Origin of the sequence: Mesorhizobium sp. 113-3-9, from assembly GCF_016756515.1 — a bacterium.
GTDB lineage: Bacteria > Pseudomonadota > Alphaproteobacteria > Rhizobiales > Rhizobiaceae > Mesorhizobium.
Genome location: NZ_AP023246.1, coordinates 181,224 through 205,506, shown reverse-complemented (window position 1 = coordinate 205,506; position 24,283 = coordinate 181,224). Strand labels below are relative to the sequence as shown.

At 64.4% G+C, this 24,283-nt stretch carries 20 protein-coding genes; 8 read left to right on the top strand and 12 right to left on the bottom strand.

Annotated elements, in window-relative coordinates; genetic code table 11:
- Positions 1–41: 41 nt before the first annotated feature.
- The gene (mutS, locus tag MesoLj_RS00955) at positions 42–2,729 is read right to left on the bottom strand and encodes a DNA mismatch repair protein MutS (protein WP_244735497.1); all 2,688 of its coding nucleotides are present in this window, start codon (positions 2,727–2,729) and stop codon (positions 42–44) included.
- A 256-nt stretch (positions 2,730–2,985) separates the two neighbouring features.
- On the opposite strand from mutS, the gene MesoLj_RS00950 reads away from it, so the two are divergent.
- A complete protein-coding gene (locus MesoLj_RS00950) occupies positions 2,986–5,265 on the top strand; it encodes an NADP-dependent malic enzyme (protein ID WP_202324783.1) in 2,280 nt (759 codons plus the stop codon).
- A gap of 28 nt (positions 5,266–5,293) precedes the next feature.
- Here the strand turns inward: MesoLj_RS00950 and MesoLj_RS00945 are convergent, their stop codons facing one another.
- Positions 5,294–5,995, bottom strand: coding sequence for an antitoxin Xre/MbcA/ParS-like domain-containing protein (locus MesoLj_RS00945; RefSeq protein WP_202324782.1), 702 nt, complete (start codon positions 5,993–5,995; stop codon positions 5,294–5,296).
- Positions 5,996–6,428: 433 nt separating this feature from the next.
- Complete coding sequence (locus MesoLj_RS00940) at positions 6,429–7,421, bottom strand: adenosine kinase (RefSeq protein WP_140769904.1); 993 nt, start codon at positions 7,419–7,421, stop codon at positions 6,429–6,431.
- A 228-nt stretch (positions 7,422–7,649) separates the two neighbouring features.
- Here MesoLj_RS00940 and MesoLj_RS00935 point away from each other — a divergent pair, with 228 nt between their 5' ends.
- Entirely contained in the window at positions 7,650–8,552 is a 903-nt protein-coding gene (locus tag MesoLj_RS00935; RefSeq protein ID WP_202324781.1) for an EamA family transporter, read from the top strand.
- Positions 8,553–8,641: 89 nt separating this feature from the next.
- Complete coding sequence (locus MesoLj_RS00930; protein WP_202324780.1) at positions 8,642–9,343, top strand: sulfate transporter family protein; 702 nt, start codon at positions 8,642–8,644, stop codon at positions 9,341–9,343.
- Positions 9,344–9,358: 15 nt separating this feature from the next.
- Here the strand turns inward: MesoLj_RS00930 and MesoLj_RS00925 are convergent, their stop codons facing one another.
- The 6 genes from MesoLj_RS00925 to MesoLj_RS00900 all read right to left on the bottom strand — a co-directional run bounded on the left by MesoLj_RS00925 (position 9,359) and on the right by MesoLj_RS00900 (position 13,906).
- Positions 9,359–10,357: a proline racemase family protein gene (locus tag MesoLj_RS00925; RefSeq protein WP_202324779.1), complete on the bottom strand. Its 999-nt coding sequence runs from the start codon at positions 10,355–10,357 to the stop codon at positions 9,359–9,361.
- A gap of 13 nt (positions 10,358–10,370) precedes the next feature.
- Positions 10,371–11,174 carry an isocitrate lyase/PEP mutase family protein gene (locus tag MesoLj_RS00920; RefSeq protein ID WP_202324778.1) on the bottom strand — a complete coding sequence of 268 codons (804 nt, stop codon included), beginning with the start codon at positions 11,172–11,174 and terminating at the stop codon, positions 10,371–10,373.
- A 73-nt stretch (positions 11,175–11,247) separates the two neighbouring features.
- A complete protein-coding gene (locus MesoLj_RS00915; RefSeq protein ID WP_202324777.1) occupies positions 11,248–12,102 on the bottom strand; it encodes a hypothetical protein in 855 nt (284 codons plus the stop codon).
- A 74-nt stretch (positions 12,103–12,176) separates the two neighbouring features.
- On the bottom strand, positions 12,177–12,836 hold the full coding sequence (locus MesoLj_RS00910) for an HAD family hydrolase (protein WP_202324776.1): 660 nt from the start codon (positions 12,834–12,836) through the stop codon (positions 12,177–12,179).
- Positions 12,836–13,321, bottom strand: a complete 486-nt coding sequence (gene dut / locus MesoLj_RS00905) for a dUTP diphosphatase (RefSeq protein ID WP_056569599.1) — start codon at positions 13,319–13,321, stop codon at positions 12,836–12,838. Before dut ends, MesoLj_RS00910 begins: the two co-directional genes overlap by 1 nt.
- Positions 13,322–13,435: 114 nt before the next feature.
- Positions 13,436–13,906, bottom strand: a complete 471-nt coding sequence (locus MesoLj_RS00900; protein WP_202327099.1) for an Lrp/AsnC family transcriptional regulator — start codon at positions 13,904–13,906, stop codon at positions 13,436–13,438.
- Between the two features lie 111 nt (positions 13,907–14,017).
- Here MesoLj_RS00900 and MesoLj_RS00895 point away from each other — a divergent pair, with 111 nt between their 5' ends.
- The 3 genes from MesoLj_RS00895 to MesoLj_RS00885 all read left to right on the top strand — a co-directional run bounded on the left by MesoLj_RS00895 (position 14,018) and on the right by MesoLj_RS00885 (position 16,609).
- Entirely contained in the window at positions 14,018–14,266 is a 249-nt protein-coding gene (locus MesoLj_RS00895; RefSeq protein WP_140769888.1) for a DUF6356 family protein, read from the top strand.
- Positions 14,267–14,281: 15 nt separating this feature from the next.
- A complete protein-coding gene (locus tag MesoLj_RS00890; protein WP_202324775.1) occupies positions 14,282–15,082 on the top strand; it encodes a class II glutamine amidotransferase in 801 nt (266 codons plus the stop codon).
- Positions 15,083–15,235: 153 nt separating this feature from the next.
- A complete protein-coding gene (locus MesoLj_RS00885) occupies positions 15,236–16,609 on the top strand; it encodes an amidase (protein WP_202324774.1) in 1,374 nt (457 codons plus the stop codon).
- On the opposite strand, the gene MesoLj_RS00880 is transcribed toward MesoLj_RS00885, so the two are convergent.
- Positions 16,603–17,676 (bottom strand): NAD(P)/FAD-dependent oxidoreductase, encoded by a 1,074-nt coding sequence (locus MesoLj_RS00880; RefSeq protein ID WP_202324773.1) that lies wholly within the window; start codon positions 17,674–17,676, stop codon positions 16,603–16,605. The genes MesoLj_RS00885 and MesoLj_RS00880 overlap by 7 nt on opposite strands.
- A gap of 227 nt (positions 17,677–17,903) precedes the next feature.
- Between MesoLj_RS00880 and MesoLj_RS00875 the strand changes: the two genes are divergently transcribed.
- On the top strand, positions 17,904–19,496 hold the full coding sequence (locus tag MesoLj_RS00875) for a peptide chain release factor 3 (RefSeq protein ID WP_202324772.1): 1,593 nt from the start codon (positions 17,904–17,906) through the stop codon (positions 19,494–19,496).
- Between the two features lie 175 nt (positions 19,497–19,671).
- Here MesoLj_RS00875 and MesoLj_RS00870 read toward each other — a convergent pair whose 3' ends face one another.
- Positions 19,672–20,139, bottom strand: coding sequence for a VOC family protein (locus MesoLj_RS00870; protein WP_140769881.1), 468 nt, complete (start codon positions 20,137–20,139; stop codon positions 19,672–19,674).
- Positions 20,140–20,404: 265 nt separating this feature from the next.
- On the opposite strand from MesoLj_RS00870, the gene ilvD reads away from it, so the two are divergent.
- Positions 20,405–22,249, top strand: a complete 1,845-nt coding sequence (ilvD, locus tag MesoLj_RS00865) for a dihydroxy-acid dehydratase (protein WP_140769879.1) — start codon at positions 20,405–20,407, stop codon at positions 22,247–22,249.
- Positions 22,250–22,416: 167 nt separating this feature from the next.
- Here ilvD and MesoLj_RS00860 read toward each other — a convergent pair whose 3' ends face one another.
- Positions 22,417–24,171 (bottom strand): ABC transporter ATP-binding protein, encoded by a 1,755-nt coding sequence (locus MesoLj_RS00860; protein WP_202327098.1) that lies wholly within the window; start codon positions 24,169–24,171, stop codon positions 22,417–22,419.
- Positions 24,172–24,283 lie beyond the last annotated feature (112 nt).

The following is a 24,283-nucleotide window of genomic DNA, read 5'->3' as shown; positions in this document are numbered from 1 at the left end:
GGGAGATTGGCGGTTTCGGCGCTGCCGCCCGGATGGTAAAATTACTTCCCGGCCAATCCCTTCAGCCGGTACAGCGCTTCCAGCGCTTCCCGTGGCGTCATCTCGTCGGGATTGATCTCGCCGAGGGCAGCGCCAAGCGCATCGCTTTTCACCGGCTTCGGCGCTTCCCGCTTCATCGCCACGGAAAACAGCGGCAGGTCGTCGACCAGCCGGTTGGTCTTGCCGGAAACCTCGCCTTCTTCCAGCTGGTGCAGGACTGCCTTGGCCCGATCCACCACCGCTTCCGGCAGGCCGGCCAGCCGTGCCACCTGCACGCCGTAGGAGCGGTCGGCCGCACCCTTGCCGACCTCGTGCAGGAAGACGACGTCGCCTTCCCATTCCTTGACCCGCATGGTGACGTTGTGCAGCCGCGCCAGCTTGCCGGCCAGCGACGTCATCTCGTGGAAATGGGTGGCGAAGATCGCCCGGCAGCGGTTCTTCTCATGCAGATACTCCACCGCCGCCCAGGCGATCGACAGGCCGTCGAAAGTGGCGGTGCCGCGGCCGATCTCATCGAGGATCACCAGCGCCCGCTCGCCGGCCTGGTTGAGGATGGCCGCCGTCTCGACCATCTCGACCATGAAGGTCGAACGGCCGCGTGCCAGGTCGTCCGAAGCGCCGACGCGCGAGAACAGCCGGTCGACGACACCGATATGGGCCGATGCCGCCGGCACGAATGACCCGGTCTGTGCCAGGATCGCGATCAGCGCGTTCTGCCGCAGGAAGGTCGATTTACCGCCCATGTTCGGGCCGGTCAGCAGCCAGATCGCGCCGTTCTTGGCGCTCCCCTCCGGCGAGAGATCGCAATCATTGGCGACGAACGGCCCTTCGCCGGAACGGCGCAAGGCCTGTTCGACGACAGGATGCCGGCCACCGGAAATCTCGAAGGCGAGGCTCGAATCCACCACCGGACGGCACCAGGCTTCGCTTTCCGACAGAAGCGCCAGTGCCGCCGACACGTCGAGTATGGCGAGCGCGTCGGCGCCGGCGCGAATCGCCTCGGCCTCGCCGACCGCTTCCGCCGTCAGCGCATCGAAGGCGGCCAGTTCGATGCTCAGCGCGCGGTCGGCGGCATTGGCGATCTTGGTTTCGAGTTCGGCAAGCTCGGTGGTGGTAAAGCGCATGGCGTTGGCCATGGTCTGGCGGTGAATGAAGCGCGCCTTGGCGCCATCGCTGCCGGTCATGACCGCGTGGTGGTTGGCGGTCACCTCGATATAGTAACCCAGCACGTTGTTGTGCCGGATCTTCAGCGAACGGATGCCAGTTTCCTCGATCAGCGAGCGCTCCAGCCCGGCGATCACTTTTCGCGACTCGTCGCGCAGCGCCCGCATCTCGTCGAGTTCCGGGTGGTAACCCCCGCGAACGAAGCCGCCATCGCGCTTGAGCAGCGGCAGTTCGTCGCCAAGCGCTTGCGTCAGGTGCTGTGCAAGCGGCTTGGGCAATGCATGAATGGCGGCAAGTGCGGCCGCCAATTCCTGGGGCAGGGTGATCGCTGCAAAGATCTCGGCGATGGCGCCCGCCGCCTCGAAGCCGGCGCGCAACGCGCCGAGGTCGCGCGGGCCACCGCGGTTGAGCGCCAGCCTGGACAAAGCGCGCGGCATGTCGGCGACGCTTTTCAGGCTCGCCCGCACCGCCTGGCAAAGCCGCGTTTCGGAGCGGAAGAACGACACCGAGTCCAGCCTTGCGCCGATCGCCGCCGGGTCGGTCAGCGGCGCCATCAGCCGGTCGGCGAGCAGCCTTGCGCCGCCGCCGGTCACCGTGCGGTCGATCGCCTTGAACAGCGAGCCTTCGCGGCTGCCCGACAATGTTCGCAACAGCTCGAGATTGCCGCGTGTCGCTGGATCGATGAACAGGGTAGAGCCCTGCTCTTCGCGTTCAGGGCGCGACAGCGGCGGGCGTTCGGCCTTCTGCGTCTTCTCGACATAGGCGATGGCGCCCGAGATGGCCGACAGTTCGGCCCGCGAAAACGTGCCGAAGCTGTCCGGTGTCGCCACCTCGAAGAAACGGGCGATGCGCCCGGTGGCAGAGGCCGAATCGAACAGCGATGGCGGTTGCGGGTTGGCGACGCGGCCAAGCACGTCGAACACAGGCTTCAACTCCGGATCATGAAACACCGGTTCGGCGACGATCAGCTCGCGCGGATCGACACGGAAGATGTCGGCGAGCAGCCGGTCGGCGGTGGTCTCGGCGACGCGGAAAGCGCCTGTCGAGATGTCGATCCAGGCAATCGCGAAGGAATGGTCCGCGCCGCCCTTTACCCGCCCCAGCGCCATCAGGAAGCTTGATTCCGACGGCGCCAGCAATTTGTCCTCGGTGATGGTGCCCGGCGTCACCAGCCGCACCACGTCGCGGCGCACCACCGATTTGGAGCCGCGCTTCTTGGCCTCGGCCGGATCCTCGATCTGTTCGCAGACGGCGACGCGGAACCCCTGGCCGATCAGCTTCTGCAGATAATCGTCGGCCGCATGCACCGGCACGCCGCACATCGGGATGTCATGGCCCTGGTGCTTGCCGCGCTTGGTCAGGACGATGCCCAGCGCGCGGCTTGCCTTTTCGGCGTCGTCGAAGAACAGCTCGTAGAAGTCGCCCATGCGGTAGAACAGCAGCGAATCCGGGTTTGCGGCCTTGATCTCGATGAACTGCTCCATCATCGGCGTCACTGCGGCCGTGCCGGGCTGTGGCGGCGTCATCACCTCGGGGGCGTCGGGCTCGTTGGGGCTGTGCATGTTCATGGCCCGGCACGCTAGCAGATGTGATGGCCGGGTTTAATGCCGGGGCTTCGAAAAGCAGGGGAAGACCGAGGCGGGAAGTGCCGGCAATTTCCCCCATGATCCGCGATTCAGGCGTGGTGGCGGTTTACACGCGGCGGTGTGTGGTCTTAATTCGGACCGAAACAAAGCACCCGCTTCAAGGAGGTGCTGCACCGGCGAGGAAATCAAAAGCATCATGGCCAGGAAAACCGAGAACAGCGGTCCGTCCGTCAGCGCGCAGGAAGCGCTCGAATTCCACGCCATGGGCCGGCCTGGCAAGCTGGAGATCGTCGCCACCAAGCCGATGACGACGCAGCGCGATCTGAGCCTCGCCTATTCGCCAGGCGTCGCCGTGCCGGTGCGCGCCATCGCCGAGGATCCGAGCCGCGCCTTCGACTACACGACGCGCGGCAACATGGTCGCCGTCATCTCCAACGGCACCGCCATCCTTGGTCTCGGCAATCTCGGCGCGCTGGCCTCCAAGCCGGTGATGGAAGGCAAGGCGGTGCTGTTCAAGCGCTTTGCCGATGTCGATTCCATCGACCTCGAGGTCGACACCGAGGATGCCGACGAGTTCATCAACTGTGTGCGCTTCCTCGGTCCTTCCTTCGGCGGCATCAACCTCGAGGACATCAAGGCGCCGGAATGCTTCATCATCGAGCAGCGGCTGCGCGAGCTGATGGACATCCCCGTCTTCCATGACGACCAGCACGGCACCGCCATCATCTCGGCCGCCGGCCTGATCAACGCGCTGGAAGTCACCGGCCGCGACATGAAGACCACGAAGCTGGTCTGCAACGGCGCGGGTGCCGCCGGCATCGCCTGCATAGAGCTGATGAAGGCGATGGGCTTCGCGCCGGAAAACATCGTCCTGTGCGACACCAAGGGCGTGGTCTTCCAGGGCCGCACCGAAGGCATGAATCAGTGGAAGTCGGCGCATGCGGTCAAGACCGACGCGCGCAGCCTCGCCGAGGCGCTCGACGGCGCCGACGTCTTCCTCGGCCTCTCGGCCAAGGGCGCGTTGACCACCGCCATGGTGCAATCGATGGCCAAGAACCCGATCATCTTCGCCATGGCCAATCCCGATCCCGAAATCACGCCGGAGGAAGTGGCCGAGATCCGCACCGACGCCATCATGGCGACCGGGCGTTCGGACTATCCGAACCAGGTCAACAACGTGCTCGGTTTCCCCTACATCTTCCGCGGCGCGCTGGACGTGCGGGCCACCACCATCAATGACGACATGAAGATCGCCGCGGCCAGGGCGCTCGCCGAACTGGCGCGCCAGGACGTGCCCGACGACGTCGCCGCCGCCTACCAGGGCAACCGGCCGAAATTCGGCCCCAACTACATCATTCCGGTGCCGTTCGATCCGCGCCTGATCTCGGCCATTCCGCTGGCCGTCGCCAAAGCGGCGATGGACTCCGGCGTCGCCCGCAAGCCGATCCTCGACCTCGACCGCTACGCACAGGAACTGTCGGCCCGCCGCGACCCGATCGCTTCGACCCTGCAGCGCATCTACGACCGCGTGCGCCGCCAGCCCAAGCGCATCGTCTTCGCCGAAGGCGAGGAAGAGCAGGTGATGCGCGCCGCCGTCTCCTATGTGAACCAGCGGCTCGGTACCGCCATCCTGCTTGGCCGCGACGATGTCATCAAGGAAAACGCCAAGCACGCCGGCATCGACCTCAACAAGCAAGGCATCGAGATCATCAATGCGCGGCTGTCACGCCGCAACGGCATCTACACCGACTATCTCTATGAGCGCATGCAGCGGAAGGGGTTCCTGTTCCGCGACTGCCAGCGCCTGATCAACAATGACCGCAACCACTTCGCAGCCTGCATGGTGGCGCTGGGCGATGCCGACGGCATCGTCACCGGTGTGACCCGCAACTATTCGACCGCGCTCGACGATATCAGGCGCGTCATCGACGCCAAACCCGGCCACCGCGTCATCGGCGTGTCGATCGTGTTGGCGCGGGGCAAGACCGTGCTGGTCGCGGACACCGCCGTGCACGACATGCCGAACGCCGAGCAGATCGCCGACATCGCCGAGGAGGCGGCAGGCTTTGCCCGCCGCATGGGTTATGAGCCGAGGCTCGCCATGCTCGCCTATTCCACCTTCGGCCATCCGCAGGGCGAGCGCTCCGAGCGCGTCCAGGAAGCGGTGCGCATCCTCGACAAGCGCCGCGTCGATTTCGAGTATGACGGCGAAATGGCCGCCGACGTCGCGCTCAACGCGCGCGCCATGGCGCAGTACCCGTTCATTCGCCTCACCGGTCCGGCCAATGTGCTGGTGATGCCGGCCTTCCACTCGGCCTCGATCTCGACCAAGATGCTGCAGGAACTCGGCGGCTCGACGGTCATCGGCCCGCTGCTGGTCGGCTTGAACAAGCCGGTCCAGATCGTCTCGCTGAACGCCAAGGATAGCGACATCGTCAACATGGCGGTGATCGCGGCGTACACGGCGGGGACTTGAGGAGCGGTCCGGGCAGCGGATGAGAGCTTCAGCCCGGCGCGAACGCCCGCGCCGCCTCGACCACATCCGAGACTTCGTCAGCGCGCAGCAGGTCGATTGGAATGCGCCCGTCGAGCTGTGCCGTGGGGCGTGTCAGCCATAGCCACGCCAGCCTCGGATTGCCGATCTGCTTGAGCACGTCGCTTATGCCTGCGACAGGCCTGCCGTCGACGAACTGCGCCAGCGGGAAGACGTGTTTGCGGCCTCCCTTGCGCAAGGCGATGACGTCGCCGCGCCTTTGCCAGCGATGCAGGGTCGAGCGGGCGATGCCCAGGTTTTCTTCCAGGTAGGTCGAACCGGCGACACGGCCGGCCCAGTCCTCGATCAGCATCGATTCGAGGTCGTCGGACCGTGGCGGTGCAGGAAGCGGCTCATCGGCCAGCGAAGCCGTCAACTGGTTTGTGGCCCCGGCAGTGCCGGCTTCGCTGCGGCGCGCGGCTTCCGCTGCCAGCGCGCGCACGAATTTCGAGGCCAGGCCGGGAAGGTCGGCATGGATGGCGTCGATGGCGCGCTGGTGTTTCGGCGACAGCAAGGTGACGGCGGACGCTATGCTGCCGGCGATCTTGCCGACCGACACCACGGTGGACTGGTTTATGGCCTCGTCATAATGGGCAAGCGCGCGCTCGACGTCCTCCGCGACCATTTCCGCGAAGTCGTCCTGTCCAGGACCAGGTGGCTGAAATCTGCTCATGCATATGTCTTCTGGCCGCGCGCGTTCCTCCCTCAGCCGCGGCCCATTGCTGAATTTTTATTGCGGAAAACGAAGATCGTGGCGGCAACGCATCGCGCTGCCCGACAGCTTGCTGTCTTGCATCTTTCAACACCCCATCTGGCTGCGGGCGTCCCGAAATGTCAGTCACGGGACACTCACGGTTTCGTGTAGGGGCGATATGTGACAGTAACGCGACGGTGAAGTTGCCGATCTCCCCCTCGTGGGGGAGATGCCCGGCAGGGCAGAGGGGGGCGAAGGATCGCTACGTAGCGATGCTTATGCCGTGCCCCCGGCTCTCGGCAGGTGTTGAGCCCTGAAGCTATGAAATAAAAAGTCGGAAATGCCAGCGGGACAGCGCCCCCCTCTGGCCTGCCGGCCATCTCCCCCACAGGGGGGAGATCAGCAGTTGTCCCTACAACAACCCCGCCAGTTCCGCCTCGCGGCGCAGATTCTGCCTTGGCCTTGGGCCGATCTGCTGGATCACCAGTCCGGCCGCCAGGGAGCCGAGGTCGCCGCAGGTCTTGAGGTCGCGGCCTTGCGTGTAGCCATGCAGGAAACCGGCGGCGTAGAGATCGCCTGCGCCCGTCGTGTCGACCAGTTCGCGGATCGCCGTCGCCTGGATGACCACGGTCTCGTCGCCGCGCACGATGACCGAGCCTTTTTCAGAACGGGTCACCGCGGCTATTCTGCAGTCCTTGCGGATCTTGGCCACCGCCTCGTCGAAGGACGATGTCTGGTAGAGCGACTTGATCTCGTGGCTGTTGGCGAAGACGATGTCGACCGTGCCCGAGCGCATCAGCTCGAGGAACTCGTCACGGTAGCGGTCGACGCAGAACGAATCCGAAAGCGTCATCGACACTTCGCGGCCTGCCGCGTGTGCCAGCCTGGCCGTCTGCCGGATCGCCTCCTTGGCGCGCGGCGGGTCCCACAGATAGCCCTCGAAGTAAGTGACCTTGGCGCCCGAGGCCTTTTCGGCCTCGACATCCTCGGGGCCGAGTTCGACACAGGCGCCGAGATAGGTGTTCATCGAGCGTTCGCCGTCGGGGGTGACGAAGATCATCGAGCGCGCCGTCGGCGGCTCGCCCTTGAGCGGCTTGGTGTCGAAGGCGACGCCCTGCGCATGGATGTCGTGCGCGTAGATTTCGCCCAGCGCATCGTTGGAGACCTTGCCGAAGAAGGCGGCGCGTCCGCCGAAGGAGGCGACGCCTGCCGCCGTGTTGCCGGCGCTGCCGCCGGAGGCCTCGATCGCCGGGCCCATGCGGCTGTAGAGCAGTTCGGCGCGCCGCGTATCGATGAGGTTCATCGCGCCCTTGATGATGCCGTTGGTTTCGAGGAATTCCTCCTCGCACTGGGCGATGATGTCGACAATGGCATTGCCGATGCAAAGCACGTCATAATCCGGCATCAATATCTCCGCCAAAACCCGAGCCGGCTTCTTGCCACGCTGGCCGGGCGCGGGTTTAGCGATTAACGGCAGCTTTGCCTAGAGCACGACACTCAACTTTGGCGGGATGGCCCCAGAACAGGGCACCAACAGCCAGGCGCTACGACAATTCGACCGTGGACGAAGCGTTTCATCGCCGCATTGCCTACAAATCTGGCCTGATCGACCGCACCCGAAGACGGCAAGCCCATGTCCGCGAAGAACGACACGACCATCGACCTGGCGTTGCTTGCCGTATTGGCGGTGCTGTGGGGCGCCTCCTACACTTTCATCAAGATCGGCGTCGAGACGATCCCGCCGGTCACCTTCATCGCCGCCCGCACCTTGATCGCCGGCGGCATCCTGTTCGCCATCATCCGCTGGCGCGGGCTGGCCATGCCGGGCGATGCGGCAAGCTGGCGCCGCTTCGCCTTCCAGGCATGCCTCAACAGCGTCATACCATTCACGCTGATCGCCGCCGCCGAGCGCTCGGTCGATGCCGGCCTGGCCACGATCCTCAATGCGACCTCGCCGATCTTCACTTTCGTTTTCACAGCGCTCATCACTCGCCATGAGCCGGTGACTGTGCGCAAGCTGATCGGTGTCGGCGCCGGCATAGCGGGCATCTGCTTCATTGTCGGCACGCAGGCGCTGGGTGGTCTCGGTCACGAACTCTGGGCACAGGTCGCCATCGTCGTGGCAACGATCTGCTATGCCGGTGCGGCGATCTTCGGCCGTGGCTTCAAGGGCCTCGATCCGATGCTGCCGGCCGCCGGTTCGATGCTGTGCGGCGCGGTCATGCTGGTGCCGCTCAGCCTGTTGGTCGACCAGCCATGGACGCTGACACCCTCGATGACATCGATCCTGGCCCTGCTTGGCCTGTCGGTGTTTTCGACCGCGCTGGCCTTCGTCATCTATTTCCGCCTCATCCACACGCTGGGTTCGGTCGGCACGACATCGCAGGCCTATCTGCGCGTACCGATCGGCGTCGGCATCGGTGCTGTCTTCCTCGGCGAAAGCCTGGGGCCAACGGTATGGCTGGGCATGGCCTTTGTCGTGGCCGGCGTCGCCGCCATGACGATCCCGGTCAGAAAGCCGGCGTTTGCCCGATAGCGATACGCGCTTGTGCTGACGAGCCGCGCTGCCTATCTCGTGAACGTCCCGCCTTTACGGCGCTGTCGCTGACTTGGGGTTGAAGCACGGTGATTTTCGACGCTGCCCGCACTGCGGCCCTCGAGCTGCTCTCGCCGCCGTTTCGCGCCGTGTTCGTCAAGACGCTTGGCCTGACCGTGCTGGCCTTGGTCGCCTTGTGGTTCGGCTTGACCAGCCTGGTCGAGTGGCTGGCGCTCCCGTGGCTGCAGGCCTTGTTGCCCGGCATGCCGTCCTGGGCCGGCTGGCTGGGCGGCATCATCGCGGCAATAGCGCTTGCCTTCGGCACGGCGCTGCTCGTCGCCCCGGTGACGGCGGTGATCGCCGGCCTGTTCCTCGACGATGTCGCCGAAGTGGTCGAGCGCACCGACTATCCCGGCGAGCCGATTGGGCGCGCCATGCCGGCGCTGCGCTCGCTGGTGCTGGCGATAAAATTCCTCGGCGTCGTCATCCTCGGCAACATCGTCGCCTTGCTGCTCCTGCTGGTGCCGGGCATCAACATTGCCGCCTTCTTCGTCGTCAACGGCTATTTGCTCGGCCGCGAATTCTTCGAATTTGCCGCCATGCGCTTTCGCGGCGAAGACGAAGCCAGGGCCTTGCGCCGGCAGTATGCCGGCACGGTCTTTCTCGCCGGGCTGGTCATCGCGGCCTTCCTCGCCGTGCCGTTGCTCAATTTGGTGACGCCGCTTTTCGCCGCCGCCATGATGGTGCACCTGCACAAGGCGATTTCGGCACGGGAAGCGGCACGTCGATAGCGCAGCTAGCTCTGCTCAACGCAGCAGGAAACCTCGCCCCAGCTCGTCATCGGGCTCGACAATGAATTCCGCCCGCCCGGAGTAGTAGGCACGGCCGCCGACGCGGGCGATGATCGCCTCATGCGGGCCGGCCCGCGCCGTCCGCGCCACCGCGCCGGAAAAGCGTGAGCCGGCGATGCTCTCGAAGGTCCGCGTCTGCCCGATAGCGATCTCGCCCTTGGCAAGCATGGCGGCGAGACGGGCGGTGACGCCGGAGCCGGTCGGCGAGCGGTCGACCTCGGCCTCGGCGAAGACGCAGATGTTCTTCGTCACCTCGCCGGAAAACGCGTCGCGTCCGTCGGTCAGGATGGTGCCGTAGAGAAAGGCGAGGTCGGCGTGGTCGGGATGCGACAGCGGAAATTCCGCCTTGAGCCTGTTCGTCAGCGTCGTTGCGGCATCGACAAAATCGCGCACGCGGTCACGGCCGAATTCCAGCCCGAACTGATGGCAGTCCGCCAGCGCGTAGAAAGCGCCGCCATAGGCGATGTCGAAGCCGATCTTGCCATACCTTGCCAGTTCGATCTGCTGGTCACCGGCAAACAGGAAGGCCGGCACGCTCTCGAACGACACGGCGCCGGCCTTGCCGTCCAGAACCTCGACCGAAGCGACGACCAGGCCGCACGGCGCCTCGATGTTGACGGTCGTGATCGGCTCCTGTTTCGCGACCAGCCCTTCATCGATGGCGTAGCGGCCGAGCGCGACGATGGCGTGGCCGCACATGGTCGAATAGCCCTCATTGTGCATGAACAGCACCGCGAGATCGGCGCCCGGCAAGTCGGGCTCGACCAGCAGGGCCCCGTACATATCGTAATGGCCACGCGGCTCGAACATCAGGATTTTTCTGAGATGATCGAGATGGTCGCGCACATAGGCGCGCTTTTCCAGGATGGTGCCCTTCGGGATACGGGGATAGCCGCCGGTGACGATCCTCAACGGCTCGCCGCCCGTATGCATGTCGACAACGGTCAGCGTCATGCGCCCAGCCTGTTCATAATGATGGCTTGCTGTATAGCGCCTGCAGCTTGCCGAAAGGCATGGCGGCGCGGGTGAAGCCGAACGTGCCGTCCTGCTGGATCTCGCGTGCCGCCGTCTCCAGCATGCCGTAGGCGAAATTGGTCAGCCATGGCCCGAGTGAAATGCGCTTCACGCCGGCCATGGCAAGATCGGCGATGGTAAAGCCCGGCTTTGCCATGACGTTGACCGGCTTGCCGACCGCCGAGCAGATCGTACGCACCATCTCGATGTCGCCGATCCCCGGCGCATAGAGCACGTCGGCTCCAGCCTTCTCGAAGGCCTGCAGCCGCTTGATCGTGTCGTCGATATCGGTTCTGCCCCAGAGGAAATTTTCGGCGCGCGCGGTGAACACGAAATCGCGCTTCAGCGCCCGCGCCGCCTCCACCGCCGCGGCGACGCGCTCGACCGCATGCGAAAAATCATAGATCGGCTTGTCGGGATCGCCGGTGTGGTCCTCGATCGAGCAGCCGGCAAGGCCGGCCGCTTCCGCCGCGAAGATGGTTTCGGCGGCCCGCTCAGCACTGTCGCCCTTGCCCCTCTCGAGATCTGCCGAGACCGGCAGGTCGGTCGCCGCCGTCACCTCGCGGCAGTGATGGATCATCTGTTCGAAGGTCACCGAGCCGTCCGGCAGGCCGCGCGAAAAGGCGAAGCCGGCGCTGGTTGTCGCCAATGCCTTGAAACCGAAGGAGCCGAGCAGCTTGGTCGTGCCCGGATCCCAGGGATTGGGCATGACGAAGGTCGAGGCATGCAGGTCGCGAAAGATCTTGCCCTTGTCCATGAATGCTCCCCATCACGAGTTTTGAGCGGATGCTACCGCGCTGTCCCAAGTCGGGCAAACGAATGCGTTTGGTTCAGAAGCGCTTCGCGTTCTCTGCTGACAATTTCTCGAACGCGTCGGAATCCTTGACGTAGTGCGATGTCTTCTTGTCCCAATGGTAGGTGACGGAAATGTCGTGCGACGCGGCCTCGGGCGCGGCCTCATCGCAACTTTCACCACTCGGCACCGTGGCGTCGGTCGCCGTCACCTTGATCGCCGCATAGGGCTTTCCGTCGTCCAGCGTCAGGAAGGCCAGATCCTGGGTGCGTTTGTAGGCGCAGACGTTTTCGTCGAACGTGTTGATCGTGTCGACCAATTGAAGGCGATCCTCGCGAGGCAGGATCAGTAGGGTACTCACATAGCCCTGGTTCGAATTGAAATGCGTGCTCATGGAGATGAGCACGTCGTCGCCGGTGCCGATCGAAAGCTTGTTCGGCTCGCGGAAATAGGTGCTGCGGTCGACCGCGACATTGGCCGCATCGAGCAGTTTCGGCTTGGCCGTGACGTCGTAGAGCGCGAGCACCGCATAGCCTTCGGCACTGTCGGGAGAATCGCCGAGATCGAACAGCATCGCCAGCCGATCCTTGCCGCCGGCCTTGATGGGAAGCACCGCCGCATTGGGCAGGCTCGTTGTCTCCGGCGGCGAGCCGCCGTCATCGCCACCGGCAATGTGGCGCATGTCGATCGGCAATCCGCCCTTGTAGAAACCGTCCTTGTCGGCGGCGAGGTCCGGGATGACCATTTTGGCCAGGTCGAGATAGGTGATATCGCTGCGGTCGGGCAGCGGGCTGTTGAGTTCGGGGAAGCTCACGGCCTGCGCGCCGGCCGCCGCCCACAAGAACGGCAGCAGCATCAAGGCGAGCATGAGGCGGAGCAGGTTCGTCGGCATGAATGTCCCCCCCGGAGATCAGGCCAGTTACGCTAGCACGGGTTCCGGCATCGTGCAGCCGTGTCGGAACAGGATCAGTGGATCGGCACCAGGCCGGCCAGTTCGCGCATGTCATCGAACAGGATGCCGCCGGCCTGGATCAGGCCCTCGCGGTCGGAATAGGGATCGCCATGATAGGAAAACACCCGCATGCCGGCGGCAATGCCGGCCTGCGTGCCCGCGACGCTGTCCTCGATGACGATGCAGTCGGCGGGCGCGAAGCTCATGGTCTTGGCCGCATGCAGGAACAGGTCGGGGAACGGTTTGCCGCGCCCGACCATGGTGGCACTGAACATCGCATGTTCGAAGAGCGGCAGCAGCCCGGTCTGGCCAAGCGTGATATGCATCTTCGAAATCCTGGCAGAGGTGGCGACACAATAGGGGATGCCGGCCCCGCGAACCGCCTCGATGAACTCCCGGACATAGGGGATCGCCTCGACGCCATGGGAAAACAGGTCCGGCAGGCCGGCATTCCAGCGATCGACGAAATCGATGCCGAGGCGGACATCGGTCTGCTCTTCGATCTCCTTCTGCACCGAGGCCATGCTGCGGCCGGAGAAATTCTTGCGGCAATATTCGAAGCTCGTCGGATAGCCAGCCGCGCTCAGCCACTCGGCAAGCCGCCGGTTGGCGAGGTTCTCCGTGTCGACCAGGATCCCGTCGCAGTCGAAGATGACAAGTTTCGGGATGGGCATCAGGCGGTGCCGGTCGATCCGAACCCGCCCGAGCCACGCGCCGTGCCACCGGCCAGCGACCGTTCTTCGGCGGCCACCTGCGTCACGGCGGCGAAAACGATCTGGGCGATGCGCATGCCGCGCGTCACGGCAAAATCCTCATCGCCGAGATTGACCAGCAGCACCTTCACCTCGCCGCGATAGTCGCTGTCGACCGTGCCTGGCGAATTGAGGACGGTGAGGCCATGCTTGAAAGCAAGCCCGGAGCGCGGCCGTACCTGGCCTTCCATGCCTTCGGGGATTTCCAGGATCAGCCCGGTCGGCACCAGGGCGCGTTTTCCGGGAAGGATCAGCAGCGGCCGGTCGTCGGGCACCGCGGCGCGCAGATCCATCCCGGCGGCGCCGGCGCTTTCATAGGCGGGGAGGGGTAGTCCTTCAGCATGCGGCAACCTGACGAAGCCGACGGTCGGACCGATGACGGAGGAGTTTTGGAGGGCTGCGCGCATAAAATCGATCCTATCGGCGCGATTGCCGATTCGGTCAATTCGCCCGCAAGGGTATCAACGGCTTTCTTTCGGGCATCACTATGACCTCGGGCATCACTATGACCTTAGCACGCTTCAGCGCACTTCCATCGGAACCACCGTCGTTTCCTTGATCTCCTCCATCACGAAGGAGGCGGAGACATCGGACAGCGCTACCTTGGCGATCAGCCGCTGGTAGAGCCGGTCATAGGCTTTCACGTCGGCGACACGGGCGCGCAGGACATAGTCGAGATCGCCGGACATCCGGTAGACGCCGTTGATCTCGGGAAAGCCGGTCACCGCGGCGCGGAATTTGTGCAGCCAGTCCGGATCATGGTTCGACGTCCGGACCAGGATGAACACAGACAAGCCAAGCCCGAGCTTGTCGGCATCGACCAGCGCCACGCGTCCGGTGATGACGCCTTCTTCCTCCAGCCGCTTGACGCGCCGCCAGCAGGCATTGCGCGACAAGGCTACCCGTTCCGATAGCTGGTCGACCGACAGCGTGCCGTCGCGTTGCAATTCGGCAAGCAGTTTTCGGTCTATTTCATCGATATCCAGCGTCATATTGGGATATTTGTCCCATGGAATGGCAAAATACAAGGACATTTTGAGACCGATGAACCGGCGAAGCGTGTCAGGATACTCATATCGGAACTCACGCTGAAGGGGACCAGCATGTCAGTCGCAAGCATCTTCACCTCTCATCCGGCCAAGGTTGGCGAGACCTATTTCGGCCATATGGCCTTCGCTGCCTGGTTTTCGTCGCGTTTGCTGATGGCGGCGGGTGCCGCGCTCGTTCACGCTTTCTTGCCATTTCTCTTCGAGACTACCGCCAGCCGAATCGTCCGTGAGCTTTACGAGCGGACGCACAACAGAGGCACACACGCGACCAAGGAGCCCGCGGCTCTTCCGGATCGCGCCTAGAGGACGAAAGAAGCGATGTGCCGTTGGGCGGCCTATCTCGGTGAAGCGGTCTTTCTCGAAGATATCCTCACGGCGCCCTGTCACTCGCTGATCGCCCAGAGCCATTGCGCCCAGGAGGCGAAGTCACCGACCAATGGCGACGGCTTCGGCCTTGCCTGGTACGGCGACCGTCCGGAACCCGGCCTCTACCGCGACATCCTGCCGGCCTGGTCCGATCCCAATCTGAAGAGCCTGTGCCGGCAGATCAAATCCGGCCTGTTCCTCGCCCATGTGCGGGCCTCGACTGGCGGCGCGACCAGCCGCATGAACTGCCATCCCTTCATCTCCGGCCGCTGGTCGTTCATGCATAACGGCCAGATAGGCGGTTTCGAGAAAATCCGTCGCGCGCTGGAGAATTCATTGTCCGATGCCGTCTTCGACCAGCGCGAAGGCACCACCGATTCCGAACTCTTTTTTCTCCTTATGATCGACGAGGGATTGGCCGGCGACCCGCAGGGTGCGGTGTCGCGCGCCACCAGCCGGGTTCTCGAAGCCTCGCGCCGAGCCGGCCTCGAACCGGCGCTGAAGCTTACCGCCGCCTTCTCGGACGGGCAGGCGCTGCACGCGGTTCGATATGCCACCGATGCGCATGCGCCGACACTCTACACCTCTACCCTGCGCAAGGGTGGCGGCCGCTGCATCGTCTCCGAGCCTTTCGATCGCGAAGGCGGCGACTGGCAGGCGATCCCGCCGTCGAGCTTCGTCACCATGACTGGGGACGGCATCAGCATTCGGCCATTCGCGCCGACGGCGGCGAGGCTGGCGCTGGCAGGGTAATCTAAGTCGGAAACGCCGCAGGCCAGCGCCCCCCTCAATTGGCCTCGGCACAATTCCGATCAAACGGAGCCAAGCTCCGAATGCTCAACTCCGCTTGAAGTCGTGCCGCTGTCCGCCATTTTCCAGGCAAGCGGCCAAGCCGGAGCATCCACCATGGACGTCGCCTTCTCCTCAACCGTCGACCTCGCCGCCGCCATTGCCCAACGCAAGATCTCCGCTGTCGAAGCGCTCGACGCCCATTTGGCGCGGATCGACCGACACAACGAAGGCATCAACGCCGTCATTTCGCTCGACAGGGAAGGCGCTCGCGAACGCGCCAAAAACGCCGACGCGGCGCTTGCACGCGGCGAGGCGCTCGGGCCATTGCATGGCGTTCCCTTCACGCTAAAGGACACGCACGAGACGGCAGGCATGAAGACCACGGTCGGCTTCCCGGCCTTCGTCGACCATGTCGCCAGCCACGACAGCCCGGTGGTTGCGAGGCTGAAGGCCGCCGGCGGCGTGCTGATGGCCAAGACCAATGTCGCGACCATGCTTTCCGACTGGCAGTCGAACAATCCGTTGTTCGGCCGCACAAACAATCCGTGGAACCTTGAGCGCACCGCCGGCGGCTCCAGCGGCGGCGCCGCGGCAGCAGTCGCCGCCGGAATGACATCGTTCGATGTCGGCACCGATATGCAGGATTCGATCCGACTGCCTGCCGCCTTCTGCGGTGTCTATGGGCTGAAGCCGACGGAACATCGCGTCTCGCTGGCCGGTGCCTTCCCGGACCCGGGCGGCATGGCGCGCAGCGTGCGGCTGATGTCCTGCCTCGGACCGCTGGCGCGCAGCGTGGGCGATTTGTCGTTGATCTATCGGATCATCGCCGGGCCGGACGGGCATGATACCGATCTTGCGCCGTTGCCGGTCGAGGCCATGCCGAAGCTCCACTTCAAGGCACTACGCATCGCTTTCGCGCCGTCCTTTCGCGGCTTCCCGGTGGCGGCGGACATCAGTGCAGCGGTCGAAGATCTCGCCGGGAATCTGCGCTCGGCCGGGGCGACCGTGGAGGAAGCGAAACTGCCCAGGCTCGACCTGCACGACGATCTGGCGCAAGGCGGCGCACTGATCGGCATGATGATGGAAGCTGCCCAACCCCTGCCCTCGGCGCAGCCGACACCGGTTTCGCGCTGGTTCGAGGCGCTCGCCCGCCGCGACAAATCCATTCTCGCCTGGGACCGGTTCTTCGACGACTGGGATGCGCTGCTCTGCCCGGTCGCCATGACCACCGCCTTCCCGCATTGCGAGCCGGGCAAGCCGATCAAGGTCGACGGTCGCGAACAAAGCTACTGGATGCTGTCGGCCTACGGCGCTGTCTTCAACTACAGCGGCCATCCGGCACTTTCGATGCCGTATGGTGAAGATCCCGACGGCCTGCCGATCGGCCTGCAACTGGTCGGCAAACGCTGGTCGGAATCCCAGCTGCTTGGTATTGCGGCGGCGATGGAGCCGCTTATCGGCGGCTTCCGCCGTCTGCCGGGCTACTGAGCGAAGCGCGACAATCCATAGGGCGCCAGCAGCGTGTCGCGCTCGCCGTCGAGGATTTCCCGCGCAGCGAACAGGCCGACGGCCGGCGCCAGCGTGATGCCGGAATGCATGACGGTAACATACAGGCCGTCCATGCTCTCCGCGCGGCCGATGATCGGAAAGCCGTCGATCGGCGTCGGCCGGTAGCCGACCGTGTGGAAATCGAGCTCCAGATCCCCGGCGCCGCGCAACGCTGCCTTCGCTACTGCAAACAATTCGCGCGCCGTGGCAGCGGGGTCATCGCCTGGGTCGCCGCCGGCGAAATCCGAGCCGGCGATGATGCGGCCTTCAGCCGTCTGGCGCATATGCAACTTCTCGTCGTGCACCAGGCCGTTGAGCAGCTTTTTGTGTGGCCGCGAATGGACAATCAGGCCAGGCGGCGTCTCGATCGGCAGGCTGATCCCCGCCGTCGCGGCAATGTCCGGAGCGCCGACGCCGGCGGCGATCACCACTTCGTCGGCGGCAATCAGCCCATGCGATGTGTCCACGCCGGTAATCCGGCCATTGGTCTGGGCCAGCGCCGAAACCGTGCTGGCAATGACCCGCGTGCCATGCCGTTCGGCATCGGCCAGCAGGGCCCTGGCCGCGGCAACCGGTTCGGTCACGCCTTCCTCGGCGACATAAACAGCGAATTCAGGGGGCTCGACGAGGTTGGGCTCGATTTGCGCCGCCCGCTTGGCGTCGACGCGTTCGATGCCGTAGCCCCAGGAAGAATGTTCGGCCGCGTAGGCTTCGAGCCGGTCGGCCGGCAGGTCCCAGCACAGGCCACCGCACCAGGCGAGCGGAAGCCCGGGCAGCTCATTTGCCAGCCGTTTCCACTCGGCCATGGCGCGGATGCGCAGCCGGAAATAGATTTCGGGGTTGCCCCAACTGGCGTTGATCCAGGCAAAGGAATTGGGCGTCGCGACGCCACCTGCGCCGCTTTCGGAAACGACCGTCACCTGTGCACCGGCCTTGGTCAGGTGCCAGGCGATCGAAGCGCCGATGATGCCGGCGCCGATGACGATGACTTGTTTCGCCGCTGCCATGCTCGCTCCTCTGTCTCATGATTCCAACGGATGTCTATCCAAGTGGCATTCCTGTAGCCGCTTGCCAATGTCGAAATGTCCGGCTCTCGGCCAGTGTGGAGCAGGGACGGTCGAATTGCGGATCTGGACAGCGAGACGGCATCCGGCGGCGTCAGCGCCGCCGGACCGGTCGACAGCCCGGCACTGCGCTGCTAGAAGCCCGGCCTGTCACACGGAAATCCCAGAGAATGCCCGAAACAATACCAGAGGAAGTGGCGCGCCGCCGCACCTTCGCGATCATCGCCCACCCCGACGCCGGCAAGACGACGCTCACCGAAAAGCTGCTGCTGTTCGGCGGCGCCATCCAGCTTGCCGGCGAGGTCAAGGCCAAGAAGGACCGCATCCAGACCCGGTCCGACTGGATGAAGATAGAGCGCGAGCGCGGCATTTCGGTCGTCACCTCGGTGATGACGTTCGAATATGAGGACAATGTCTTCAACCTTCTGGACACGCCCGGCCACGAGGATTTCGCCGACGACACCTATCGCACGCTGTCGGCGGTCGACTCGGCCGTCATGGTCATTGATGCCGCCAAGGGCATCGAGCCGCGCACGCTGAAACTGTTCGAGGTCTGCCGGCTGCGCGACATCCCGATCATCACCTTCGTCAACAAGATGGACCGCGAAAGCCGCGATCCGTTCGAAATCCTGGACGAGATCGAACAGAAGCTGGCGCTGGACACTGCCCCCATCACCTGGCCGATCGGCCGCGGCAAGACGTTCTCCGGTACCTATCACCTGGCGCTGAATGCGGTGCGCAAGGGCGACGACGAGAAGGAACGCACGCCGGTCAACGGTCCCGATTCCAACCGCGTCGCCGGCCTGCTGCCGGAAAACGAGCGCGAGGCCTTCATCGAGGAGCTGGAGCTCGCGCGAGAAGCGTGCAGACCCCTTGATATCGATGCCTTCCGCGAGGGCCATCTGACGCCGGTCTATTTCGGCTCGGCGCTGCGCAACTACGGTGTTCGCGACCTGATCGAGGCGCTCGGCGCCTTCGGCCCGCCGCCGCGCGCGCAGGATGCCGACACGCGAACCGTCGAGGCGACCGAGGACAAGATGACCTCCTTCGTCTTCAAGATCCAGGCCAACATGGACCCCAATCACCGCGACCGCATCGCTTTCGTTCGCGTCTGCTCGGGAAAGCTCGAGCGCGGCATGAAGGCCAAGCTGGTGCGTACGGGAAAGCCGATGTCCCTGTCCGCGCCGCAATTCTTCTTTGCCCGCACCCGCGTCACGGCGGACGAAGCCTTTGCCGGCGACGTCGTCGGCATCCCCAACCACGGCACGCTGCGCATCGGCGATACGCTGACCGAAGGAGAGGAAATACTGTTCCGCGGCGTGCCGAATTTCGCGCCGGAGATCCTGCGCCGCGTCCGCCTCGGCGACGCGATGAAGGCGAAGAAACTCAAGGAAGCGCTGCACCAGATGGCCGAAGAAGGCGTCGTGCAGCTGTTCTCGCCCGAGGACGGCTCGCCGGCCATCGTCGGCGTTGTCGGCGCGCTGCAGCTGGACGTGTTGAAGGAGCGGCTGAATTTCGAATACACACTGCCCGTCGAATTCGAGATGTCGCGCTTTTCCGTCTGCCGCTGGATATCGGCCGACGACAAGGCGGAAGTCTTGCGCTTCATCGAGGCGCATCGCGGTGACATTGCCCGCGACCTCGACAACGATCCGGTGTTCCTCGCTCAGCACGCCTTCTCGCTGAACTACGAAGCGGAACGCTGGAAGGCGATCCGCTTCGCCACGATCAAGGACTACCAGGTCCGCGACCAGGCGGCGTAAGGGTTGTTTTTCCTTCCCCCCTTGTGGGGGAAGGTGGCCTCGCGAAGCGAGGTCGGATGAGGGGTGTTCCAGGGAACGCAAACGCCTCACTCCGCTGGAACACCCCTCATCCGTCTTGCCGCTTCGCGGCAATCCACCTTCCCCCACAGGCGGAGAAGGGAAGATCGCGCAGTGCTTAACCTTTGGCCGCCGCTTCGATCTTGGCGATGTCGATCTTGCCCATCTGCATCATCGCCGACATCACCCGGCCGGCCTTGGCCCTGTCCGGATCCAGAAGCAGCCTCGGCAATTGCTCCGGCACGACCTGCCAGGAGACGCCGAACTTGTCTTTCAGCCAGCTGCAGACGCCCGGCTCGCCACCTTCCGTGAGCTTTTCCCAGAAATAATCCACCTCTTCCTGCGTCTTGCAGTCGATCGACTGTGACATCGCCTCGTTGAACTTGAAGTTCGGGCCGCCATTGAGCGCCTGGAACGGCACGCCGTCGAGCTCGAACGTGGTCATCAGCACTTTGCCCTCACTGGCGTGTCCCTTGGGCCAGCGCAGAACGCTCAGCACCTTCGAATTCTTGAAGATGGAGACATAGTGGTTCATCGCCTCTTCGGCCTGGCCGTCGAACCACAGGCAGGTGGTGATCTTTTGCATGTCGCGCTCCTCGCTTGCTCTTGCTGCTAGTGTGAAACGGCTGACCCCGAGAATGGTGCCATTTCCGTGCCGTCTGCCCAAGGACGGTCGCGCGCCGCGCAATCCGACAGCGGCGTGCGATTTTTCCTGGTCTCTCGTTTTTCGGCGGAATCTGGCGCATCGCAAAAATGTGGCCAGACCAAGCTCTGGCGTCTATAACGCCTGCGATCCAAATTCAGCTCCGCCGCGCCATGCCTTGGCCGCGGCCAGCCACCAAGGAAAAAACATGCCTGCCTATCGCTCCCGCACCACCACCCATGGCCGCAACATGGCCGGCGCCCGCGGCCTGTGGCGCGCCACCGGCATGAAGGACTCGGATTTCGGCAAGCCGATCATCGCGGTGGTCAATTCCTTCACCCAGTTCGTGCCGGGCCATGTCCATCTGAAGGACCTCGGCCAGTTGGTCGCGCGCGAGATCGAGAAGGCCGGCGGCGTCGCCAAGGAGTTCAACACCATCGCCGTCGATGACGGCATCGCCATGGGCCATGACGGCATGCTCTATTCGCTGCCGTCGCGCGAATTGATCGCCGATTCCGTCGAATACATGGTCAACGCCCACTGCGCCGACGCCATGGTCTGCATCTCCAATTGCGACAAGATCACTCCCGGCATGCTGATGGCCTCGCTGCGCCTCAACATCCCGACCGTGTTCGTCTCGGGCGGACCGATGGAGGCCGGCAAGGTGGTGCTGGCTGGCAAGACGCAGGCGCTCGACCTGGTCGACGCCATGGTCGCGGCCGCCGACGACAAGATCTCCGACGAGGACGTCAAGGTCATCGAGCGCTCGGCTTGCCCGACCTGCGGTTCCTGTTCGGGCATGTTCACCGCCAATTCGATGAATTGCCTGACCGAAGCGCTCGGCCTGTCGCTGCCGGGCAACGGCTCGACGCTGGCGACGCATGCCGACCGCAAGCGGCTGTTCGTCGAAGCCGGCCATCTCGTCGTCGATCTCGCCCAGCGCTATTACGAACAGGATGACGAGACGGCGCTGCCACGCAGCATCGCCTCGAAGGGCGCCTTCGAGAACGCCATGACGCTCGACATTGCCATGGGCGGTTCGACCAACACGGTGCTGCACATCCTGGCCGCGGCCCATGAGGGCGAGGTCGACTTCACCATGGAGGATATCGACCGGCTGTCGCGGCGGGTTCCTGTGCTCTGCAAGGTGGCCCCGGCAAAGTCCGACGTGCATATGGAAGATGTCCACCGCGCCGGCGGCATCATGGCCATCCTTGGCCAGCTCGACGAAGCAGGGCTGATCAACCGCGACCTGCCGACGGTGCATACGGCCAGCCTCGGCGAGGCGCTCGACCATTGGGATATTTCGCGCACCTCCAGCCAGAATGTCCGCGACTTCTTCCTCGCCGCGCCCGGCGGCGTGCCGACGCAGGTCGCCTTCAGCCAGGACCGGCGCTGGGACGAGCTCGACACCAACCGTGAGACGGGCGTCATCCGTTCCGCAAAGACGCCGTTTTCGAAGGATGGCGGTCTTGCCGTGCTGAAAGGCAATCTGGCGCTGGACGGTTGCATCGTGAAAACGGCGGGCGTCGATGAGTCGATCCTGAAATTCACCGGCCCGGCGCGCGTGTTCGAAAGCCAGGACGCTTCTGTCAAGGCAATCTTGTCCAACGAGATCAAGGCCGGCGATGTCGTCGTCATCCGCTATGAGGGACCGCGTGGCGGTCCCGGCATGCAGGAAATGCTCTATCCGACCAGCTATCTGAAGTCGAAGGGCCTCGGCAAGGCCTGCGCGCTGGTCACCGATGGCCGCTTCTCCGGCGGCACGTCGGGCCTGTCGATCGGCCATGTCTCGCCCGAAGCCGCCGAAGGCGGCACGATCGGGTTGGTCAGGGAAGGGGATACGATCGAGATCGACATTCCCAACCGCACCATCCGCCTGGCCGTAAGTGATGCCGAGCTTGAGGCACGCCGCGCGGCGATGGCGGCCAAGGGCGCCTTGGCCTGGAAGCCGGAAGAAAAGCGCAAGCGCAAGGTGACGACCGCCCTGCGCGCCTACGCCGCCTTCGCCACCAGCGCCGACAAGGGCGCGGTGCGGCACGTGCCGGAGTGACGTAGTTTCTTCCTTCTCCCCTTGTGGGAGAAGGTGTCGCCGCAGGCGACGGATGAGGGGTGTTCCAGGGAACGCCAACGTCTCACTCCGCTGGAACACCGCTCATCCGTCTTGCCGCTTCGCGGCAATCCACCTTCTCCCACAAGGGGAGAAGGAAAGGCGCCGCGCTACGGCATCAGCTGATACTCATAGAGCTTCTGGTAAAGCCCGCCCTGCTTGAGCAGCTCCTTGTGCGGCCCGCTCTCCACCACCTTGCCGGCTTCCAGCACCACGATCGTGTCGGCCTGGTGCACGGTCGACAGGCGGTGCGCGATGACGATCGTTGTGCGCCCTTCGGTCAGTTGCTGCAGTGCGTCGCGGAACAGCGCTTCGGATTCGGCGTCGAGCGCGCTGGTCGCCTCGTCGAGCAGGAGGATCTCGGCATCGCGCAGCATGGCGCGTGCGATCGAGATGCGTTGGCGCTGGCCGCCCGACAACAGGCCGCCATTCTCGCCGACATCGGTCTCATAGCCTTTCGCCTGCGCCATGATGAAGTCATGCGCATTGGCGGCCTTGGCGGCGGCGATCACTTCGTCGTCGGTCGCGCCCTCTCGCCCGAGCCGGATGTTGTGCATGATCGTGCCGGCAAACAGGAACGTGTCCTGGCTGACATAGGCGATCTTTTCCCTGAGCGAGGCGAGCGTCGCATGCGAAATATCCTGGCCGTCAAGCAGCACCTTGCCGCTCTTCGGGTCGTACATGCGCATGATCAGGTTCAGGATCGTCGATTTGCCGCCGCCGGAGGGGCCGACCAGCGCCGTCATCTTGCCCGCTGAAAGGGTCAGGTCGAATCCGTCGAGCACTGGCGGACCGTTCTGATAGGCGAAGTTGACGGCGTCGAACCGGATCTCGCCTGGTCCGGCCCGAAGCGGCCGCGCGTCCGGTTTCTCGGCCAGGGTCAGCGGCTCGTCGGCGAGCTGGAACATCATGCGCACGCCGACAATGCCGCTTTCCAGCGAGATGCGCACGCGCGCAAGTCGCTTTGCCGGCTCATAGGCAAGCAGCAGCGCCGCGATGAAGGCCATGATGTTGCCAGGCATCTGGCCGCCCTGCAGGACCAGGAGACCGCTGACCATGACGGCGCCGGCGATCGCCAGCCCTGCCAGCGTCTCCATCACCGGGCTGGTGACCGCTTCCAGCGCGGCGATGTTGTTGGCCCGATCCTCGACGTCCGCCACCGCCTTGTACATGCGCTTGCGCATCAGGCTTTCGAGGTTGAAGGATTTGACGACGCGCACGCCGATTGCGGTTTCCTGCATCACCTGGATGATCTGGCCGACCGAGCGGAACTCCATGGCGGCGAACTTGCGTACACGCTTCAGGATGCGATTGACGCCGTAGATGGCCAGCGGACCGACGACGAAGCAGATCAGCGACAGCGCCGGTTGCTGCCAGATCATGACGCCAATCAAGGCGAGCAGGGTCACCAGATCGCGGACATAGGAAGTGACGATCAGGTCGAGCACGTTGCGTGCCGCCTGGGCATTGTTGGTCATGCGGGTGATCAGGTCGGATGACGAGGTCGAATGGTAGAATTCGATGCCTTGCGCCAGGATGCGGTCGTAGATCTTGCGCTGCCGGTCGGCAATGATGGCATTGCCGACCCGGCTCATGAAGTAGGCCTGGACGAAATTGGCGAGGCCCTTGAGGATGAAAATCCCGGCGACCGCGCCGGCAATCATGTTGACACGGTCGATCCGCTTGTCGATCACGAACTCATTGGTGATTTCGCGCAGGATCCAGGCGCTGGCAGCCGTCATGCCGGCCACCACGAGCATCGACAGGATGGCCGCCCCGTATCCGAACTTATGCTGCCCGAAGGACTCTTTGACCAACCGCACGATAAGGCGTTGGTTCTCCGCCGAGCGTTCATCGCGTTTCAGGAACGGCAAGTTTAAGTTCACATGAGACTTCCATGGTTTGCGACTGTGGCCTTGAGTCCGAAGCCGATCGCTGCGTGGACGAGAGGCGGCTTATAGAGGGAGTTGTCGCCGG

Excerpts from the sequence above, each read along its gene's own strand:
- dut (WP_056569599.1), bottom strand. The coding sequence starts at position 13,321 with ATGCGCGCAGCCCTCCAAAACTCCTCCGTCATCGGTCCGACCGTCGGC.
- MesoLj_RS00910 (WP_202324776.1), bottom strand. The coding sequence starts at position 12,836 with ATGCCCATCCCGAAACTTGTCATCTTCGACTGCGACGGGATCCTGGTC.
- MesoLj_RS00950 (WP_202324783.1), top strand. The coding sequence starts at position 2,986 with ATGGCCAGGAAAACCGAGAACAGCGGTCCGTCCGTCAGCGCGCAGGAA.
- MesoLj_RS00935 (WP_202324781.1), top strand. The coding sequence starts at position 7,650 with ATGTCCGCGAAGAACGACACGACCATCGACCTGGCGTTGCTTGCCGTA.
- MesoLj_RS00945 (WP_202324782.1), bottom strand. The coding sequence starts at position 5,995 with ATGAGCAGATTTCAGCCACCTGGTCCTGGACAGGACGACTTCGCGGAA.
- MesoLj_RS00940 (WP_140769904.1), bottom strand. The coding sequence starts at position 7,421 with ATGCCGGATTATGACGTGCTTTGCATCGGCAATGCCATTGTCGACATC.
- MesoLj_RS00885 (WP_202324774.1), top strand. The coding sequence starts at position 15,236 with ATGGACGTCGCCTTCTCCTCAACCGTCGACCTCGCCGCCGCCATTGCC.
- MesoLj_RS00920 (WP_202324778.1), bottom strand. The coding sequence starts at position 11,174 with ATGGACAAGGGCAAGATCTTTCGCGACCTGCATGCCTCGACCTTCGTC.
- MesoLj_RS00875 (WP_202324772.1), top strand. The coding sequence starts at position 17,904 with ATGCCCGAAACAATACCAGAGGAAGTGGCGCGCCGCCGCACCTTCGCG.
- MesoLj_RS00890 (WP_202324775.1), top strand. The coding sequence starts at position 14,282 with ATGTGCCGTTGGGCGGCCTATCTCGGTGAAGCGGTCTTTCTCGAAGAT.
- MesoLj_RS00895 (WP_140769888.1), top strand. The coding sequence starts at position 14,018 with ATGTCAGTCGCAAGCATCTTCACCTCTCATCCGGCCAAGGTTGGCGAG.
- ilvD (WP_140769879.1), top strand. The coding sequence starts at position 20,405 with ATGCCTGCCTATCGCTCCCGCACCACCACCCATGGCCGCAACATGGCC.
- MesoLj_RS00870 (WP_140769881.1), bottom strand. The coding sequence starts at position 20,139 with ATGCAAAAGATCACCACCTGCCTGTGGTTCGACGGCCAGGCCGAAGAG.
- mutS (WP_244735497.1), bottom strand. The coding sequence starts at position 2,729 with ATGACGCCGCCACAGCCCGGCACGGCCGCAGTGACGCCGATGATGGAG.
- MesoLj_RS00925 (WP_202324779.1), bottom strand. The coding sequence starts at position 10,357 with ATGACGCTGACCGTTGTCGACATGCATACGGGCGGCGAGCCGTTGAGG.
- MesoLj_RS00915 (WP_202324777.1), bottom strand. The coding sequence starts at position 12,102 with ATGCCGACGAACCTGCTCCGCCTCATGCTCGCCTTGATGCTGCTGCCG.
- MesoLj_RS00880 (WP_202324773.1), bottom strand. The coding sequence starts at position 17,676 with ATGGCAGCGGCGAAACAAGTCATCGTCATCGGCGCCGGCATCATCGGC.
- MesoLj_RS00900 (WP_202327099.1), bottom strand. The coding sequence starts at position 13,906 with ATGACGCTGGATATCGATGAAATAGACCGAAAACTGCTTGCCGAATTG.